The organism is Acidobacteriota bacterium, from assembly GCA_021161905.1.
In the GTDB taxonomy this organism is placed as follows: domain Bacteria; phylum Acidobacteriota; class B3-B38; order Guanabaribacteriales; family JAGGZT01; genus JAGGZT01.
Genome location: JAGGZT010000067.1, coordinates 24,135 through 41,894, shown reverse-complemented (window position 1 = coordinate 41,894; position 17,760 = coordinate 24,135). Strand labels below are relative to the sequence as shown.

At 49.1% G+C, this 17,760-nt stretch carries 15 protein-coding genes; 6 read left to right on the top strand and 9 right to left on the bottom strand.

Annotated features, from left to right (window positions below; translation table 11 throughout):
• The first annotated feature begins 131 nt into the window (after window positions 1-131).
• Window positions 132-608, top strand: coding sequence for a transposase (locus tag J7L64_09565; protein ID MCD6452589.1), 477 nt, complete (start codon window positions 132-134; stop codon window positions 606-608).
• Between the two features lie 321 nt (window positions 609-929).
• On the opposite strand, the gene J7L64_09560 is transcribed toward J7L64_09565, so the two are convergent.
• Both J7L64_09560 and J7L64_09555 read right to left on the bottom strand, forming a co-directional pair.
• Window positions 930-1,730, bottom strand: coding sequence for a tetratricopeptide repeat protein (locus J7L64_09560; GenBank protein ID MCD6452588.1), 801 nt, complete (start codon window positions 1,728-1,730; stop codon window positions 930-932).
• Window positions 1,731-2,421: 691 nt separating this feature from the next.
• Window positions 2,422-3,975 (bottom strand): nucleoside hydrolase, encoded by a 1,554-nt coding sequence (locus J7L64_09555; protein ID MCD6452587.1) that lies wholly within the window; start codon window positions 3,973-3,975, stop codon window positions 2,422-2,424.
• A gap of 247 nt (window positions 3,976-4,222) precedes the next feature.
• On the opposite strand from J7L64_09555, the gene J7L64_09550 reads away from it, so the two are divergent.
• Both J7L64_09550 and pdxA read left to right on the top strand, forming a co-directional pair.
• Entirely contained in the window at window positions 4,223-4,549 is a 327-nt protein-coding gene (locus J7L64_09550; protein MCD6452586.1) for a hypothetical protein, read from the top strand.
• A gap of 24 nt (window positions 4,550-4,573) precedes the next feature.
• Window positions 4,574-5,566 (top strand): 4-hydroxythreonine-4-phosphate dehydrogenase PdxA, encoded by a 993-nt coding sequence (pdxA, locus tag J7L64_09545; GenBank protein ID MCD6452585.1) that lies wholly within the window; start codon window positions 4,574-4,576, stop codon window positions 5,564-5,566.
• Window positions 5,567-5,597: 31 nt separating this feature from the next.
• On the opposite strand, the gene J7L64_09540 is transcribed toward pdxA, so the two are convergent.
• Complete coding sequence (locus J7L64_09540; GenBank protein MCD6452584.1) at window positions 5,598-7,145, bottom strand: hypothetical protein; 1,548 nt, start codon at window positions 7,143-7,145, stop codon at window positions 5,598-5,600.
• A 216-nt stretch (window positions 7,146-7,361) separates the two neighbouring features.
• Complete coding sequence (locus J7L64_09535) at window positions 7,362-8,906, bottom strand: hypothetical protein (protein MCD6452583.1); 1,545 nt, start codon at window positions 8,904-8,906, stop codon at window positions 7,362-7,364.
• A 257-nt stretch (window positions 8,907-9,163) separates the two neighbouring features.
• Here J7L64_09535 and J7L64_09530 point away from each other — a divergent pair, with 257 nt between their 5' ends.
• A complete protein-coding gene (locus J7L64_09530) occupies window positions 9,164-10,570 on the top strand; it encodes an aminotransferase class III-fold pyridoxal phosphate-dependent enzyme (GenBank protein ID MCD6452582.1) in 1,407 nt (468 codons plus the stop codon).
• On the opposite strand, the gene J7L64_09525 is transcribed toward J7L64_09530, so the two are convergent.
• From J7L64_09525 to J7L64_09510, 4 genes are all read right to left on the bottom strand, one after another.
• Window positions 10,567-10,848 (bottom strand): hypothetical protein, encoded by a 282-nt coding sequence (locus J7L64_09525; GenBank protein ID MCD6452581.1) that lies wholly within the window; start codon window positions 10,846-10,848, stop codon window positions 10,567-10,569. The genes J7L64_09530 and J7L64_09525 overlap by 4 nt on opposite strands.
• A complete protein-coding gene (locus J7L64_09520; GenBank protein MCD6452580.1) occupies window positions 10,845-11,192 on the bottom strand; it encodes an STAS domain-containing protein in 348 nt (115 codons plus the stop codon). The genes J7L64_09525 and J7L64_09520 overlap by 4 nt, the downstream gene beginning before the upstream one ends.
• Window positions 11,193-11,215: 23 nt before the next feature.
• A complete protein-coding gene (locus J7L64_09515) occupies window positions 11,216-12,448 on the bottom strand; it encodes a sensor domain-containing diguanylate cyclase (protein ID MCD6452579.1) in 1,233 nt (410 codons plus the stop codon).
• 80 nt (window positions 12,449-12,528) lie between these two features.
• Entirely contained in the window at window positions 12,529-14,679 is a 2,151-nt protein-coding gene (locus J7L64_09510) for an alkaline phosphatase family protein (protein MCD6452578.1), read from the bottom strand.
• Window positions 14,680-14,801: 122 nt separating this feature from the next.
• Between J7L64_09510 and J7L64_09505 the strand changes: the two genes are divergently transcribed.
• Window positions 14,802-15,020, top strand: a complete 219-nt coding sequence (locus tag J7L64_09505; GenBank protein MCD6452577.1) for a DUF2905 domain-containing protein — start codon at window positions 14,802-14,804, stop codon at window positions 15,018-15,020.
• Between the two features lie 4 nt (window positions 15,021-15,024).
• Entirely contained in the window at window positions 15,025-16,272 is a 1,248-nt protein-coding gene (locus J7L64_09500) for a tetratricopeptide repeat protein (GenBank protein MCD6452576.1), read from the top strand.
• 45 nt (window positions 16,273-16,317) lie between these two features.
• On the opposite strand, the gene J7L64_09495 is transcribed toward J7L64_09500, so the two are convergent.
• The gene (locus J7L64_09495; protein MCD6452575.1) at window positions 16,318-17,679 is read right to left on the bottom strand and encodes a replication-associated recombination protein A; all 1,362 of its coding nucleotides are present in this window, start codon (window positions 17,677-17,679) and stop codon (window positions 16,318-16,320) included.
• Window positions 17,680-17,760 lie beyond the last annotated feature (81 nt).

Here is a 17,760-nt window from a genome sequence, read left to right as displayed (position 1 = left end):
TGTAGGGACAGCCTTTATGGCTGTCCCTACATTTTTTTAATCCATGTAGGGACAGAGCTTGCCCCTGTCCGTCATTCCCGCCCCAATTTAAGTTGACAGCAATATGGTGTCTTTCCTAAATTAAAAACATTATGGAAGAAAACCATCTTCCCCAGAGGAAAAACCCCAGGCTAAGGGGGTTCGATTATTCCCTCCCCTATGTTTATTTCATAACAATTTGCACCTTTAACCGAAGGAAAATCTTTGTAAACGACCAGCTTAATAAGACGATAATAGATTGTCTGATTAAAGAAAAAGATAGATCGGGTGTGAACCTCTATGTTTATTGTCTGATGCCCGATCATTTGCATTTGTTAATCCAACCTGAGAAGCAAGGGGCGAATGTATCTAACTTCGTGGGCTCCTTTAAAAGCAAAGCGTATAGATTATGCAAGAAATTTAGAATCGAAGGGAAGATATGGCAGCCCCGGTTTTACGATCATATTGTGCGAAAGAGCGAAGATTTATCCGAGATTGTGAAATACATTTTAAATAATCCAGTTAGGAAAAATTTAGTAGAGAAATGGAGCGATTATCCCTATTCGGGATGCCCAGATAAAATAATCTGAGAATATATATGTAGGGACAGGGTTTTTATCCCTTAAAATCTTGTGTAGGGACAGGGCTTGCCCCTGTCCTAAAAGACGGACAGCCGCAAGGGCTGTCCCTACAGAGGTTGCCACCTCACGGATTCATATAGGCGGTAGCACCGCCGAGCGGGGGTAACCACCCCGTGGATTCATTATCGATTCCCGTAGGGACAGGGCTTGTCCCTGTCCTAAAAGACGGACAGCCACAAGGGCTGTCCCTACATCCCTGAATTCGCGCGGGCGGGCGCCCGTAGGGACAGGGCTTGCTCCTGTCCGGATGGCAACTGTTGCCCGCTGTCCCTACTTGTAGATTAAGTTGATCAACTCATTGTCTACTGTCTCGTAATCTACATGAACAGAATGAAAATAAATATCCTGGGGGTCCAGATAAACCAGACGGGTTCCCACCAAGTCAAAGAAGCCATGGGCCGCCTTTCCAAAAGCTTTATGCGCTTCGTAAGGGTGACCAAGCTTACTATAAACCACACCCAGATTGTGCCACGCCTTTCTCTCTAGCTCGGTCCGGGTTCTCCTGATACCCATTATAGGAGAAAAAACCTTCGAATCTCTGATCTCCTCTCTGATCACCTGCTTAAAAGGGGTAACCGCCTCGGACCACCGACCAAGCTTACCGTATGCCACGCCCAGATTGTAGTGTGCCTCCGCATCATCGGGCTTCAGCCGGATCGCCTCCTTAAAGGCGGTAACCGCCTCGGACCACCGACCAAGCTCACCGTATGCCACGCCCAGCTGGAAGTGTGCCTCCGCATCATCGGGCTTCAGCCGGATCGCCTGCTTATAAGCTTCGATAGCCTCCTGATAGCGACCAAGCTCACCGTATGCATAGCCCAGCCCGAAGTATGCCTTTACATAATCGGGCTTCAGCTTGATCGCCTTCCTGAAACAGGCAATGGCTTCCTTGTATTTCCCTTGAACAGAAAGGTTCATTCCCTTTAAATATAATAAAAATGCTTCACCTTCCTTCTTCTTTGCGCTGGCGGGTTTCTTCTTCTGTAGCGGTGTTCCCCATACCCCAAAAGCAAAAAGAAAAATAAGAAAAACAGCCACGGGAAACACCGCCTTTTTCATCCTAAACATCATCCCCTCCTTTCCGGGTTCCCCTGATATCCATTATCGGCGAAAATCACGCCGATCTTAATTTCAGGTAAAGATAGAGCCCATCTCTCCCTTTCTCTTTTACAAATACCTACAAAACCCCTCTTTATATTTTAAAAGCCCGTGGTGACAAAACCTGTCTTTTATTATTTTACCAATATTTTGCGAACAATCGCAAGGGGGGTAACCACCCCCAGGGGGGTGTCCACCCCCACGGATTCATATTGGGAGACACGGCATCCGGTAGTCACCTGAGGACAGCCGCAAGGGCTGTCCCTACATTTTTTCATATTATCCCCAGCGGGCGGGCGCCCGTAGGGACAGGGTTTATCCCTGTCCTAAAATACAAGGACAGCCATAAAGGCTGTCCCTACAGAGGTTGCCACCTCGCGGATTCATATAGGCGGTAGCACCGCCGGGCATTCAATTTATGAATCAGTGCAGGCGGTGCCTGCCGGGCGGTTGCCCGTAGGGACAGGGCTTGCCCCTGTCCGGGCGGTGTCCACCGCCAGGGATTCATAGGGAGATGGCAACCGCTATCAGGGATCCATAAATAACCCTCCCCAGGTGGCAATCTTCCTCTGGACAACCGCAAGGGTTGTCCCTACTACATCTTTTTAATGTAGGGACAGGGCTTGTCCCTGTCCGCTAATAAGGACAGCCGCAAGGGCTGTCCCTACTTTCCCTCTGATATGAATGAATCCCTGTGGATGGTATCCACCGCTGCAGGCGGTGCCTGCCGGGTGATAACCCGCTCCGATAGCCACTCTACCTTAAATATTTTCCTTCGGTCGAACTCGCGAAATAGCTTAAGGGAAAATCTCCTCACCCCGCGAAAATAGCCCGGGGTAAGGTTCCCATATCGAGCGATGAGGCTTTTTATCTCGTCTTTTATCTTTTTCCTATACGAAGGAAGTAGCTCCAACCTCAACACCTTATTCTGATAGTAAAAACGGCAGGAAGGGATTCCTCTCTCCTCCACCCGGATCAAACCCCGCCCCGGGGTGGCTCCGGTTGCTACCATCACCCCATCGGAAAGACAGCTGACCGGGGGCTTACTTCCCGCTTCGGAGACCACCTTTACCTCCTCTGGACCTGCCTTGAGCAATTCGAGGGCGTAAAGTCCCATCTTCACCCCAACGATGGAATAAGCGCCAAGGTGCTGATGGAGCTCGTTCATCAACATCACCGACTCCCACTCATAAAGCCCGTAGCGGGAGATGACGACCGGCGCCACCTTCCTAATATCCGGAAGGAGGGTATCCCCGGGGAAAAGCCTCTCTACTCCTACATAATGCCGATGTCCTATGGTATTCCTCAGGTGAGTAAGTCGGGAGACGATAACGCTCATCAGTTCATCCTCCGTCCCCTTCTTCAGGGCGAGGTAGCAAGTGGTATCAGCCTTCGCCCCATTGGGCTTGAAGGTCCGAAACATATCCGGCTTAAGGAGGAAGAGGGCTACCAGCTCATCCGAAAGATGGAAGTGTCGCCTCATTTCCTCGTTTGAAAAGATACCAGCGATAACGGGGGAAGCGTACTCCCTACCTTCGCAAATGGCGCGGAGAAGCTCGGGAAACCCTCTCTTCTCCCTCTCCGGAAAACCGATCACCCTGAAGGGGATACCACTTCCCTTCACCTTGAGGAAAGCGGTTTGATCGAAGGAGATATTGAACGATCGCGAAAGCCTCCCGAGGTTTCCTCCGGAAAAGATTATCTCCCTTATCTTCCCTCTAAGTTCCGGATGTTCTGAGAGGAAACGGGCGATGTTCGTAAGCGGTCCCAACGCGATGATGGTTATCGGCTCCGTCTCCTCTTTCAAAACCCTGAGCAGAAGCTTCTCCCCGTTCTGCTTCGCCCTTACCTCAATTACAGGGGAAAGCTCAATCCCTCCCATATTCTCCGCCACTTCCCGCCAGGGAGGAGGGGTCTTCGCCATAGCAACCGCTCTTTCCGGAAAAGGAGCTACCGGGACCGAGATGATACCGAGATGGGAAAGGAGGCGCGCCATATTCTTCGCCCCCACCTCTGCCCGAGAGGAGCCGGAAACGGTAATAATCGCTCGAACGGAGAAACGAGGAGAATTGAGGAGAACAAGGATCGTCCTCATATCATCGAGCCCCATATCGGTATCGACCACGAGAGGGACGCGATCAAGGGCAAAAAGGGAAAGGGAAAGGAAAACAAGGAATACGGAAGTGATCAATGCTTTCTTTTTAATATTTAACTCCATTGAGAACCTCCTTAAAGGATCAATTGTAGGCTCTATTACATAATCACAAATCCATCTCAAGTTATATTATATATGCTTCTTCTTTTTAAGAATTTTCCCTTGCCGAAGGGAAAAATTAATATTAATATTAAACTACAAGAGATCATTTAAGGATCTCCTTTCAGCAAATAGGGTAATAAGGGCTCATTAAAAATTCAGTAATTTCGCTACTTACAGTAGGCACTAATCTTAATAACGAGGTGATTCAATGAACAGAAAGCTTATCCGTCCCAATCTGGCTGAGATCAAGAGCCAGCTCACTTCCGCCAAGTTGGCGAGGAAAAAGACCCCGCCTCCAGAACAAACCCATGCGGAGAACTTCTACTATGTGAAGCAGATCACCAACAAGACCCCTCTCGTCTTCATCCTCACCGATGGCGAAGTGATCGAAGGGATGATCGAGTGGTACGATAAGAACTGCCTGAAGATAATCCGCGAAGGGAAACCGAACCTCGTCCTCTTCAAGAGCCACATAAAATACATTTACAAACAACAGGAAGAGGAAAAGAGGGCAGAAGAGGAGGGGAAGGGTTAGGAAAACTGACGGAAATCCAGTAAGTTGGGCGGAAAACCGCAGGTAGCAATAACCATAGGGGATGTAGCTGGGGTTGGTCCCGAAGTAACCCTGAAGGCAATAGAGGGGGAGATTTTTTCTCCCCCTCCTTTGATAATCGGGGATTATGCCTTCCTCTCCGAGGAGGCAGAAAGGCTTTCCCTTAACCTCTCTCTAATCAGGATAGATGAAGGGGCTCCTCTCCCCGATGCCGAAGTACCGGTAGTGCTCGATTTAAAAAACCTCCCCAAGAGAATAGAACGAGGAAAGGTGGTGGGGGAATACGGAAGATGCGCCTGGGAGTACCTTAAAAAAGCGGTGGCGCTCGCCAAAGAAGGAAAAATCAAGGCTATAGTTACTGCCCCGGTGAATAAAGCCTCGCTTCACGCCATCTCCTTTCCCTTCCCGGGACAGACGGAGTTCTTCGCCTCTTCTTTTGGTGTATCTGATTATGCGATGATGCTCTCCTCGGGCAATTATCGGGTGGTGCTCCTCACCACCCATCTATCCCTCGCCGAAGCCCTCGCTCATATCAAAAAGGATGAGATCATACGGTTGGCGAAATTGGTGGATAAGGAGTTAAAAAACCGATTCGGGATCAGGAAGCCCAAAATAGCTATCTCTGCTTTGAACCCCCACGCAGGAGAGGGCGGAGCCTTCGGCGACGAAGAGATAGAGGAAATTCGCCCTGCAATAGAAAAGCTCAAGAAGAGGGGAATAGAAGCATCAGGACCATTTCCCGCTGATACCCTATTCCATCCGGAAAACTGGAAGAGGTTCGATGCGGTAATCGCTCTATACCACGATCAGGGAATGATCCCGATAAAGACCCTTTTTTTCGATCGGGCGGTGAACATCACCTTGGGTCTTCCCATCATCCGTACCTCACCTGACCACGGCACCGCCTTCGATATCGCAGGGAAAGGGATAGCCAATCCAAACAGTATGATGGAGGCGATAAAAATCGCCTATCATCTCTCAAAGATAAAGGCGGGATAACCCGCCTCTTATACCCTCTATCACCAAAGTCTCACTGAGCAATCCACACCCTGTCAAAACGAATAATGGAGGTGGGATGCGGTATCACACCCTTCACCTTCTTCCGGTAAACCACAAAAACTTTGGTATGGAAGAGGGGTATTATAGGTACCTCCTCCTTCGCTATTCTGAGAGCCTCATTGTAAAGCTTCATCCTACCCATTACATCGGAAAGAGGCAGTCTCCGGCTGAGAAGGAGCTTTTCTTCGAAAACGCTGCTCCGCCAACCAGATATGCTGCCCGCCGGGTTCCCTCCAAGCTTAGGTCCTCCAAGGAGAGAGCTCAAAAGGTAATCAGGATCCCCTGTTTCAGATATCCAGCCGGTAAGGCAAAGGTCAAAATCTCCCTGCTCACCGGCAAGTCGTATAAGCTCAGCATAATCCTTAGGGATAACTATCTTCACCTTTATACCCACAAGGGCAAGCTCTCTCTTTATCTCCTCAGCACAGCCCTGAGGGTCGGGAAGGTAAGGGCGAGCAACTGGAATGACCAAAAACTTAGCGGAAAAGCCGTTTGGATAACCTGCTTCGGCAAGGAGCTTCTTTGCCCCCTGAGGGTCATACCTTCCCACACCAGGGGTCGAGGGAAAACCAAAGAAAGCGGGGGAAAGAAGGTTGTTGGTGGGAATACCATATCCACCATACACAAATTTCCGCGCTAAAGTTGACTTGTCAATGGCAAGATTAATAGCTCGTCTCACCCGAACATCGCTAAACGGCTTCTTCTTGGTGTTCATAACTAAATAGCACACATTGAGGCCGTAGGTGCTCTCCATTACCAGATCGGGGTTCTTCTTCAACCGCTCAAGGTCCTTGGGAAATACGATATCGATAAGATCGATATCTCCCCGCTCCAAAGCGGAGACCCTTTCCTTATCGTCTGGAATGATCCGATATATTATTCGATCGAGGTAGGGAGGTCCTCCCCAATAATCTTGAAACGCGGAAAGGACGATCTCCTTCCCTTTGCTCCAGCGAGAGAGCTTGAAGGGACCGCTTCCCACCGGTTGAAAGAGAGAGAGATTATTCGCCCTCCGCAACCGCTGATATTCGTTAACCGAGGAAGAGGGAGCAATAGCAAAGTAGACATAGGCTATCGAATAAGGGAAATTGCTTGCCGGCTCGTTAAGAACAAACCTAACCGTGTTGGAATCAACCTTCTCTACTCGACGGATCGTAAGGGGAAACACTTTAGCCGAGGCAACCACATCATCCGCGGTCATCACTGCCCCATTATGAAACTTAACCCCAGATCTCAGCTTCATCGTGAAAACCCGGTTTCCCTTCTCTACCTCCCATCTCACTGCCAGCCAAGGAACGATCTTGGTAGTCCTCCTCTCACTCTGGATAAGGGGTTCAAAGATATTGGATAGTATTTTGTTTCTGATGGTATAATTGGAATCCCAGGGAGATAAGCTCTTTATCCCACCAGGGATACCAATGGTGAGAGTCCCTCCTCGCTTCGGTGGTTGGGTAGGGGCGAGAAGGAAACCAAGAAGGAAGATCAAGAAAACCCAAATCCCAATCCTTCTTATTCCCATTTTTATTCTCCTCTTTAATGAGTTATAGTTTACTACTACATTATTATAATTAAATTACGAATAAAATTCAATACAAATTTGACAGAAAAAAAAGATGATTTTTCTTTGACCAAAGTCGAAAGAAGAGATCATAAACTTCTAAAGAAGAACCACCTCTTCAAAAAAACAAAAAATAAAGGCGGGGATAACCCGCCTTATTATCGCCTCTCCGAAACCTCACTGAGCGATCCATACCTTATCCAAGCGAATGATAGAGGCAGGATGCGGTACTACACCCTTCACCCTCTTTCTATAAACCACGAAGACCTTGGTATGGAATAAGGGGATTATGGGCATCTCTTCCTTTGCTATCTTGAGCGCCTCGTTGTAGAGCCGCACTCTACCCATCATATCGGCGAGGGGAAGCCTCCGCGCCGCAAGTATCTTCTCATCGAAACGAGCATCATGCCAACCACTTATATTACCCGCCGTCCTTCCACCAAGCTTGGAACCCCCAAGAACAGAACTCAAAAGATAATCTGGATCTCCTATTTCAGAAATCCAACCGGTAAGGCAGAGGTCAAAATTCCCCTGCTCAGAGGTGATCTTCTCGTATTCTGCAAAATCCTTAGGGACAACCACCTCCACCTTTATCCCAGCAAGGGCAAGTTCCCTCTTTATCTCCTCAGCACAACCCCGAGGATCAGGAAGATATGGACGAGCAAACGGAATAACCACCAACTTGGCAGAAAAACCATTGGGATAACCCGCCTCAGAAAGTAGCCTCCTCGCCCCTTGAGGATCATATCTCCCTACCCCAGGTGGTGACGGAAAGCCAAAAAAGGCAGGCGAAAGAGGACGGTTGGTGGGTATCCCATAACCACCATACACGAACTTCCTCGCTAAGGTAGACTTGTCCAACGCCAGCTCCACCGCTCGCCTCACTCGAACATCATCAAACGGCTTCCTACTTACATTCATCGCTAAATAACAGATGTTTAAACCATACACGCTCTTCACCACCAAATTGGGATTCTTCCTCAATCGATCAAGATCACGAGGAAACACAATATCTATCAGGTCAAGATCCCCCCGTTCCAAAGCAGATATCCTCTCTCTATCATCTGGAATAACCTGATACATTATCCGATCGAGGTAAGGACGGCCTCCCCAGTAATTATCAAAGGCACTCAAAACTATCCTCTTCCCCTTGACCCAACGGGTTAACTTGAATGGACCACTTCCTACAGGCTGAAATGCTCCCAGAACCTTACCCATACGCAAACGCTCATATTCACCAACCGATGATAAAGGTGCAATGGCAAATTTCACCTGGGCAAGGGTATAAAGGAAATTGCTCGCTGGATGTTCTAAGGTAAACTTAACTGTATTGGCGTCAATCTTCTCCACCTTGCTGACGGGGTCGGGAAATACACCAGAGGATGCCACCACATCATCCGCAGTCATTAAACTACCATCGTGAAACTTAACCCCCCTTCTCAGCTTTATTATAAAAATTCGGTTTCCCCCACTCACCTTCCAGCTCACCGCTAAACCGGGAACGATCTTCGTCGTCCTACGATCGTTGAAAATCAGAGGTTCAAAGATGTTAGCCAATACCTTGTTCCGGGAAGTATGAATGGAATCCCAGGGGGTAAGCGTGCCTATACTCCCTGGTATGCCAATCCTTAATGTCCCTCCCCGCCTCGGTCCCTCAGCACCAGCGATAAAAAAGCCCGCAATAACACATACTAATAACCATAAGATAACTCTTCTCTTCATCCCCTCCTCCATTTTCAAAATATCGCTTCCCCTCTTTTATTATAATCCAAAAATAGGGTAAATATCAACATTAAGCATAAGTTAATGATTTATTTGTTCTTAACTTATAAAGGAGAAAATACCATCTCGATGAGGGAAAGCTAAATATTGGTTTTCCTCCTCTATGAGGATATAGCCCAAAATTTTTAAGGAAGGCTTGATTTTCTTACCTCCCTTGAAATACCATAGTAATTGAGTTAAAACTTGGAGAAATGAAAATGAAACTACATCCTTTCGAAGAAGAACTAATAGCGGAATATCTTGATAAGCATCCCCAATCAAGAAATTACTTCGAACGGGCAAAAAGATCCTTAATAAGAGGAGGAAGCCACACCTTAAGGCTTTTCCCCCCTCTTCCCCTCTACGATGTGAAATGTTCTGGCTCTAAGATAACGGACCGGGATGGCAATACCTATCTCGATTTCTGGCAGGGCCATATGGCTAATATCCTGGGGCACAATCCACCACTTATCCTCGACGCCCTAACTCGCCACTTCAAAAACGGCGCCGGTCTTCAGACTGGTTTTCCCAGCAGCCTTCAGGTAGAGCTCGCTGAGATCCTTCTATCACGGCTTAAGACCGATAAAATCAGGTTTACCACCTCGGGAACCCTCGCCACGATGTATGCGGTAATGCTCGCCCGAGCAAAGACAGGTAGGACAATGGTCCTCAAGGCAAGTGCCGGTTGGCACGGAGCCAACCCTTACCTTCTAAAAGGGATAAACTACTACGAAGGGGAGGGGTTCTCCCGGCTGGAGTCAGCGGGGCTCCATAAAGGAGCTTCCGATGACATCATAATAACCTCCTATAATAACGGTGAGGATCTGGAGGATAAATTCCGGAAGTACGGGGAGAGGCTTGCTTGCTTCATTGTGGAACCAGTCCTCGGTGGAGGGGGGTTTATTCCCGCTCAACCCGAATATTTAGCCAAGGCACGGAAGCTCACCGAGGAATATGGTGCTCTCCTCATCTTTGACGAGATAATAAGTGGCTTTCGCTTCACCGCAGCCGGGGTCCAGTCCCTTTATGGGATAAAGCCGGATTTGACCGTGTTAGCCAAAATAATTGGGGGAGGAATGCCGCTAGCCGCTGTTGCTGGGCGGGGAGATATAATGGAGCTTTGTGATCCCGATTCTCAGGCAGAACCAAAGGTGAAATTCGAGGGAGGAACCTTTTCCGCCCATCCAGCAAGCCTCCTCGCCGGTATCACTATGGTGACCTATCTCATAGAGAACGAGGACAAGGTCTATCCAAAACTGGCGAGGTTAGGAGAAAGGATCCGCCAAGGGGCGAAGAAGATATTTCAAGAAGAGGGGATCGAGGCAGAAACTACCGGTGATCCCAACAAAGCTGTCAAGGGAAGCTCTCTCTCTATGCTTCACTTCCCGAAAAAGGAGGGAGGAAACCTCGATTATCCCGACGACCTGTGGAACCCCGAGCTCTTCGATGTAGCCCTCAGGGTCAGGATAATGAAGATAGGGATGTTACTCTACGGGGTGAATATCGCCGATGGTTTAGGGGCAGTGAGCACCGCCCATAGCGATGAGGATATAGACTACTTCTTCGAAGCGCTAAGGAAATTTGCTAAGAGATTAAAGGAGGGATATTTCAGGAAAAGGGGTTAACTATTCCTCTCTGCTTTCTTCTTGAGTCTTTTGAGGAACATCTCGATCATCTGATTCTCGTAGGTTACCGTATTCAAAAAGAGGCTCTCGGTGAGATAGGTTTTTCGCTCTTCTTCGGACATCTGGGAGACGATGAGCTCTATCTCACGTTTCATATCGTGATAACTATGGGAAAACCCACTTCGCACCGCTACCTCTCGATAAAGGGCTTCCACTATCGCCATCAGATCCCCATCGAGGACTACCTCATATCCGGTTGAAAGTTTGACCTTCTTCATTTTGAAAGACCGTCCAATGCCTCTTTCTTCGTCTCGTAAACCTTGATCACCTCGTCCACCCGCGCCATTCCAAGCACGGCGCGCACCCGAGGATGGGCAGAGACAAGAACGAGAATGCCCTCCTTCTCCATTACCCGCCGATAAAGGTTCATAATGAAACCAAGGGCGAAACTATCTATCTGAACCACCTGGGAGAGGTCGAGGATAAAGTTTCTCTCTTCCCCCTCCACCTCGCGGAATATCTCTTCCTCCATCTCATTCAGGTTTTCATAATTGACCTTCTTCCCTAAAATAGTGATCACCTTTACCCCTTTGACGAGGGAGACATCGAAGGAAATATCCACTCCTCTCCTCCTATCTTAAAGAATTATGAGCCACCATAACTTATGGAAAAAACTCGATTTTTCCCCTTCCGCTTCGCTTGATAGAGCCGTTCATCCGCTACCTGCAGGAGCTCGGCACTGCTCTTCCCATCTATAGGAAAAACTGCAATACCACCGCTCACCGTCACTTTACCCAATGGTTGACGGTCAGCATTGAGGAAGGGATGACTCTCTATCTTCTTCCTGATCTTTTCCGCTAAGGCGTAGGCACCTTCTTCATCGGTATCAGGGAGGATTATCAAGAACTCCTCTCCACCGAAGCGAGCGGGTATATCATCCTCCCTTATTACCTCCTTTATGATCTTTCCCAATGTCCGAAGCAACTCATCACCTGCCAGATGCCCATTGGTATCATTGTAATACTTGAAATAATCGATATCGAGAAGAAAGATCGAAAGTGAAGAGGCTCGTCGATCGGCTTCAATGAGAGCATCTCCCAAAATGAAAGAAGCATATCTCTTATTGTAGAGTTTGGTCAAGCCATCGAGATTAGCTAAATCCTCCTTCTGTTTGAAGAGCAGGGTGTTCGCTAATGCGGTCGAGGCAACCTCGGCAATTATCTTGAGAAGCATCTTACCCCTCTTCTGATGGAGTTTCGCCCCACCAACGCTTATCACTCCAAGGAGATCGTTTTCATTAAGGATGGGCGCAGCAATCTCCGTCCTCATAAACCTGGGTTGGGTCGCCTCCACCTCGTCTCTAACCGTCCTGGTTTCAGTGATGAAATCTTCATCCGAAAGAACTATCTTCCGTCGGGCTACCAGCCCGATCCTCCCCTCGTAGAGGGACATCGTATAGCCAAGCATAACATCCGGCGGGACCCCGACAGCATAAACCAACTTCAGCGCTTTTCTGTCCCTGGTGGTGAAAAATATAAGTACCTGTTCCGGATCGAAAACATGAACCACCACCTGGGCAATAACCGGAGCCAGTTTCCTGCTCTGAAGGTTTTTCTGAAGCTCTTTGATCAAGCTCGGAAGAAGGACGAAGGAATCGGCAAGCTCTTGATTCTCCCTTTCAAGTTCCTCAACCGTCTTCCTCAATTCAGAAATGAGGTAATTGGCTCGCGATAGATCCTTGCGATATCCCTCCTCTACCTTCCTGAACTCTTTAATAAGCTTCCCTCTTCCCCCAGCTTTACCTAAAAGCAGCCCGAGGATGAAGATGAACACACCTGCTCCTATTAACACAATAAAGAGATTAGTTGGGATAGCCATTATCCTCGGAAATTTCTGCTGCCTTTTTTAGTGTAAAGGAACTATACCCAGGATGCAAGTATTTTCTTATATAAAGCTATTCACAGAAGGGGTTTTCCTTCTATATCTTCTGGGATCGGAATCCCAAAATAGCGAAGCACTGTAGGAGCGATATCCGTGATGTGAGGATGATTTGTATTTATCTTCTTATTTATAAAGAAGATACCATCAGATATATGGGTGTCAAAGGAACAATGATCCCCACTCCACTTCCGGGTGTTTGGCTCCACTATCTCCTTAGGGATGCCACCAAGACAGGTCTGCCAAGAAACCCGATAGCCCCGATTGAACCCCACCTGAAGGTCCGGTGCTCTATCATAGTACTTCCCCCGGAAGATATCCTGCTTCTTATATACATCGTAAACCACCCGCTCACCGGTTTCAGGATCGCGAAGCTCTCTCAACCCGGCGATGATCTCATCTTGGACCTTCTCGTAATCGGCAGGATCGACATAACCCTTCCCTTCCCTTCCCCGGAGATTGATGTATATCTGCCCCAGCCCCATAGCGTATGCTTTGGTTCTCTCCCAAACTACATTGGGCCAAAAATCTCCTCCGTGACCGAACAGGTCCTCGAGGTTATATTGGGGGTTCTCCATACCTCGAAGGAACATAAACCCATTCCTCACCAGCCAGGTATTGAGATTGACCCCCTTACGGAAGGGATGGAACCCATGATCGGAAAGGACGATGAACACCGTATCATCCCGTCCTGCCACATATTTATCGTAAATCTCGCCTATTATTTTATCTACCTCCTTATAGACCTTGAGAATAGCATCACCATATTTAGCAGCAAGCTCAGGATCATATCTGGGATGCTCCTTATCTATCAATCGATAATAGAGGTGCTGTACCCGATCGGTAGCGGAGAAGACGGAGACAAACAGATTCCAGGGATAATTATCCAAGGCATAATGGGTTATCTCCCTCCTCTTCCCCATCACATAGAAGATATCTTCGAGGAGGGTCTTTTCATCTATCTTCTCATCCTGGAGAGCAGCGGTGTCGATCGCCCAGCCCCGGGTCTTGTAGATACCAACCGCCTTAACCAACTCTTTAGAGAAATCATCAGGATAGGAGATGGGAAGAACCGGGTTCCGGGGGTCGAACTCGATGGGACCCATATATACCTGAAGGGCAGGGCTCACCTGCTTCAGATAGAAATGGCAAATACCCTTAACCGAAACGAGGGGAGTCACCCGGAACCTTATCTCGAACCAACGACTCCACTCACCCACCTTTATCGTATCCCGTTCTCCCCCAAGCTCGATGGTGATCGCATTCTTAGCCTCCTCCACGATGAACCGCACCGGGTAGGTGAGGATGCCCGGCTGTTCATTTAAATCATCGAGCTCTGTCTGTAACCTATCCAATTCCTCGTTCAGTTTCTCTATCTCGTCCGGGTCCTCTGCCCTATCGAGCTTTGCCGAGACCTCAGCGATCTCCTTCCCCTTCTCCCTCTTATACTGCTTGAGAAGTGGATCCCAGGGACCATAGATCTCGGTCTCCACCACTCCATTTACCACCTCAATCTTTACCACCTTCCCCCCCATCTCGGTGTTCACCAGCTCCTCCTCGGTGAGATCGGTGGCAAAATAGTGGTAGGTTCCCTGGGTGCCCCTTATGTCGGGAACGCCAAGCCCGGAGAGCATATATCCCCCGGGAAGTTCCTCCGGGGGGAAGGTAACCGGTGCTTGGATCACCATCACCGGGATGCGATTATCCACCACCCGCTTCCAAAAGGAAACACCCCCTCTATTGCATTTCGCCTTGGGCATCTTTATCGGGATGAGTCCGAAGAGAAACTCCGGGTCGGTCTTGCTCACCTGGGCGATATCGGGCATATAGGTCTTGGGATCGCGGATGAGGAAGTCGAATATATTATGGTTTCCCGGATTCACCCCCGTAGCGAACGAAGACCAGGCAACAGGCGATTCCGGAGGATTGGTCGTTCGGAGATGGCAATAGGTCAGCTCAGACATAAATCGGGCAAAGTTGGGAAGCTCCCCCGCCTTTACCCAACCCTCAAGAAGCCCGGGATCAACACCATCAAAACCAAGAATGATGACCCTCTCCCGAACCTTCCTCATATTAGGACCACAACCGGAAAGAAGGGAGGAAACCGTAGCAAAATTCCCCCCCACCATTCCGGTCAAGGCAACCCACTTTAAAAACTCCCGTCTATTCATTCTTCCTCTCCATCGATAGTCAAGCTATTTATTTTACCTCAATATAAAAAAAGAGCAAGGGGTAAACTGCGTTGAATTTAGCCACCAGTAATGCTAAATTTATCCTCGAAGGAGGCAGGAAGATGTATTTAGCGCCAATAGGCAAGATGCTCCTGTTAGCAGGCTTATTTCTCATCATTATTGGGCTCATCTTGATATTTGCAGGGAAGATACCACTCTTAGGAAAACTACCCGGCGACATCGTAATGAGGAAGGGGAATTTCACCTTCTACTTCCCCTTAGCCACCTCCCTCCTCTTAAGCCTCATCATTACCCTTATCTTAGCCCTCCTTAGGAGATAAAACTATGGGAAAGAAATCGATCGTCATCTCTCTTCTCCTCCTATTCATCCCTACCGTCTTCCTTCTGGGAAAAGTGGTGGTCATCCCCTTTAATGGAGCAAATGGGAAGCAAGACCTATCCTGGCTGAGATACGGGACGAGCATCTATCTCACCTACATCCTCTCCGGGATAGAGGGGATCGACCCCATCAGCTGGGATGAATTCACTCGCTACCTGGACGATGAGGGTATCCCGCTCGATGCCTCGCTCACCTTGGGAAGCATAATCAAGATCGGGCGGGACCTCGGGGCAGAGAAACTCATCATCGGAAGATACAGTGAAGAAAGCGGGAAGCTGATCATACGGGCGAAGGTGATAGACATCAAAAAGGGGGGAATAAGCCACGAACTCGGCTCCTCCGGAAGAAAGGAGGATTTAGGGAGGATAATAGATAACCTCGCCTCAAAACTCATCACCGCCTCTTTTCCCGGGAAAAGCATCTTAGGGAAAAATCGCCTGAGTGGAATAAGCGAAAAAACCCTTCACCTCTACGCCCTTGCCAAGCTAACCGGTGAGAAAGAAAAGAGGATAGCCCTCCTTGAAAAGGCGCTTTCCTTCCCTCCGGATTTTCTTCCCGCCCGCCTCGAGTTGGGGGAGCTTTATTTCTCCTCTGGTTATTACCTAAAAGCAGGGGATACCCTCGCTAAAGTACCCCCTGGTTATCCTTCCTTCGCTACCGCTCACTTCAAAGCGGGTAGCGCCTATTTTGCAGGAGGAAGATATGAAAAAGCCCTCTCCTCATTCATCGATAGCTTCACCGCTCATCCCACCACCTCTTCCCTGTTCAACATCGGCGCCTCCCTCGCCTACTTAGGGAAATACACCGAGGCTTCGTTCTTCATCGAGAGGGTGAGTGAACTCTATCCAAAGGAGTCCTCTTTCCTCCTTTCTCTTGGTTATCTGGCTTTAAGGGAGAACAAGTTGACCAAGGCAGAGGAGTATTTGAGGAGAGCGACCGATCTCGACCCTTCTCTCGTTCCCGCTCGGTTCCTTCTCTCGCGGGTCTATGAAAGGATGGGGCGGGTGAAGGAGGCAGAAGACGAGATGCTCCTCGCCCGGGGATACGCCGACTCGGATGAGATCCTCACCTCGCTCGAAAACGGCGATCATCCGTTCCTCGCTTTGATGGATGAGGAAGAAGGCGAAGAGATAGGAAAGAAACTTAAAGAGGAAGTACTCAACCGGCTAAATCTCTTAAGCTTTAATATATAAAGAAAGCACTAAACAACCCAATAACAAAGGGGAGCGAGCAAGAAGTTATTTCTCCTTTGAGATCCGTCGCTTTTTCATCTCATCCTTAAGCTGCTTATAACGGGTGAGCCTCTCCTTCACTCGCTCTTCGAAGCCGCGATCGGTTGGATGGTAGTACCTCTTCCCCAAAAGGCTCGGTGGAAGGCAGTCCATTGGCGCCACCCCCTCGGGGAAATTATGAGCATAGAGGTAACCCTTACTATAGTCGAGTTTCTTCATCAGCTCCGTAGGGTCGTTCCTTAAATGCATAGGAACCGGCTCCGCCATCTTCTCCTTCACATCCTTCTTAACCTTCTTCATCGCAGTGTAGAGGGCGTTGCTCTTCGGCGCCTGGGAGAGATAAACCACCGCCTCGGCGAGGGCAAGGTCGCACTCGGGCATCCCGATAAAATGAACCGCCTGATAGGCAGACACCGCTAACGGTAAAGCGTCGGGGTCGGCAAGACCGACATCCTCAGAAGCCACTCGGATAAGCCTCCTCGCGATATAGAGCGGATCCTCGCCTGCCTCGAGCATCCGGGCAAGCCAGTAAAGGGCAGCATCAGGATCGGAGTTCCTTATGCTCTTATGAAGGGCAGAGATAAGATTGTAGTGTTCCTCTCCCCCCTTATCATAAAGGAGGATCTTCCGCTCGATCACCTCCTCGAGCGTGCGCTCGCCGACACGCCGGATGCCATCAGCAGCCGGCTCGGTCTTTATAACCGCGAGCTCAAGGGTGGAAAGCGCCCGCCGAGCATCACCGCCGGAGAAAACGGCGATCTGACGGAGCATATCCGGAGATACCTCGGGGCGTAGCTTTGCCAGCCCCCGCTCAGCGTCGGCGAGCGCACGCTCGAGAATAAGCACTACCTCATCGACAGAAAGAGGTTCAAAAAGAAATACCCGGCACCGGGAAAGTAGCGGACCGATCACCTCGAAAGACGGGTTCTCGGTGGTCGCTCCAATCAAAATGATATCCCCCCGCTCCACATAGGGGAGGAAGGCATCCTGCTGAGCCTTGTTGAACCGATGGATCTCATCGATGAAGAGGATGGTACTCCGCCCATAGAACTTCCGCTCCCGCTCTGCCTCTGCCATTATCCCCTTGACCTCCTTGACCCCGGAAAGAACCGCGGAAAGGGAAAGGAAAAGGGAACCCGTCCTTTTGGCGATTATCCGGGCTAAGGTCGTTTTCCCCGTTCCCGGCGGTCCGAAAAATATCATCGAGGGAATCTCATCCCGTTCGATTAGCTCCCGGAGAAGCTTCCCCGGGGAAAGAAGATGGCTCTGCCCCACAAACTCTGAAAGATCGCGGGGACGCATCCTATCGGCAAGTGGTGTTTTCGAATCGGGTTGATCTCCCTCTTTTCTATCAAACAGATCAGGCATAACCCTACCCTCACCGATATCATACTAAAAGGCTTAATATTCCGCAAATTTTTAAAAAATAAGGGACAACCTTTATGGTTG

What these genes read in the sequence shown, in the direction of transcription:
- J7L64_09565 (MCD6452589.1), top strand. Translation starts at nt 132, where the DNA reads ATGGAAGAAAACCATCTTCCCCAGAGGAAAAACCCCAGGCTAAGGGGG.
- J7L64_09560 (MCD6452588.1), bottom strand. Translation starts at nt 1,730, where the DNA reads ATGATGTTTAGGATGAAAAAGGCGGTGTTTCCCGTGGCTGTTTTTCTT.
- J7L64_09555 (MCD6452587.1), bottom strand. Translation starts at nt 3,975, where the DNA reads ATGGAGTTAAATATTAAAAAGAAAGCATTGATCACTTCCGTATTCCTT.
- J7L64_09550 (MCD6452586.1), top strand. Translation starts at nt 4,223, where the DNA reads ATGAACAGAAAGCTTATCCGTCCCAATCTGGCTGAGATCAAGAGCCAG.
- J7L64_09540 (MCD6452584.1), bottom strand. Translation starts at nt 7,145, where the DNA reads ATGGGAATAAGAAGGATTGGGATTTGGGTTTTCTTGATCTTCCTTCTT.
- J7L64_09535 (MCD6452583.1), bottom strand. Translation starts at nt 8,906, where the DNA reads ATGAAGAGAAGAGTTATCTTATGGTTATTAGTATGTGTTATTGCGGGC.
- J7L64_09530 (MCD6452582.1), top strand. Translation starts at nt 9,164, where the DNA reads ATGAAACTACATCCTTTCGAAGAAGAACTAATAGCGGAATATCTTGAT.
- J7L64_09525 (MCD6452581.1), bottom strand. Translation starts at nt 10,848, where the DNA reads ATGAAGAAGGTCAAACTTTCAACCGGATATGAGGTAGTCCTCGATGGG.
- J7L64_09515 (MCD6452579.1), bottom strand. Translation starts at nt 12,448, where the DNA reads ATGGCTATCCCAACTAATCTCTTTATTGTGTTAATAGGAGCAGGTGTG.
- J7L64_09510 (MCD6452578.1), bottom strand. Translation starts at nt 14,679, where the DNA reads ATGAATAGACGGGAGTTTTTAAAGTGGGTTGCCTTGACCGGAATGGTG.
- J7L64_09505 (MCD6452577.1), top strand. Translation starts at nt 14,802, where the DNA reads ATGTATTTAGCGCCAATAGGCAAGATGCTCCTGTTAGCAGGCTTATTT.
- J7L64_09500 (MCD6452576.1), top strand. Translation starts at nt 15,025, where the DNA reads ATGGGAAAGAAATCGATCGTCATCTCTCTTCTCCTCCTATTCATCCCT.
- J7L64_09495 (MCD6452575.1), bottom strand. Translation starts at nt 17,679, where the DNA reads ATGCCTGATCTGTTTGATAGAAAAGAGGGAGATCAACCCGATTCGAAA.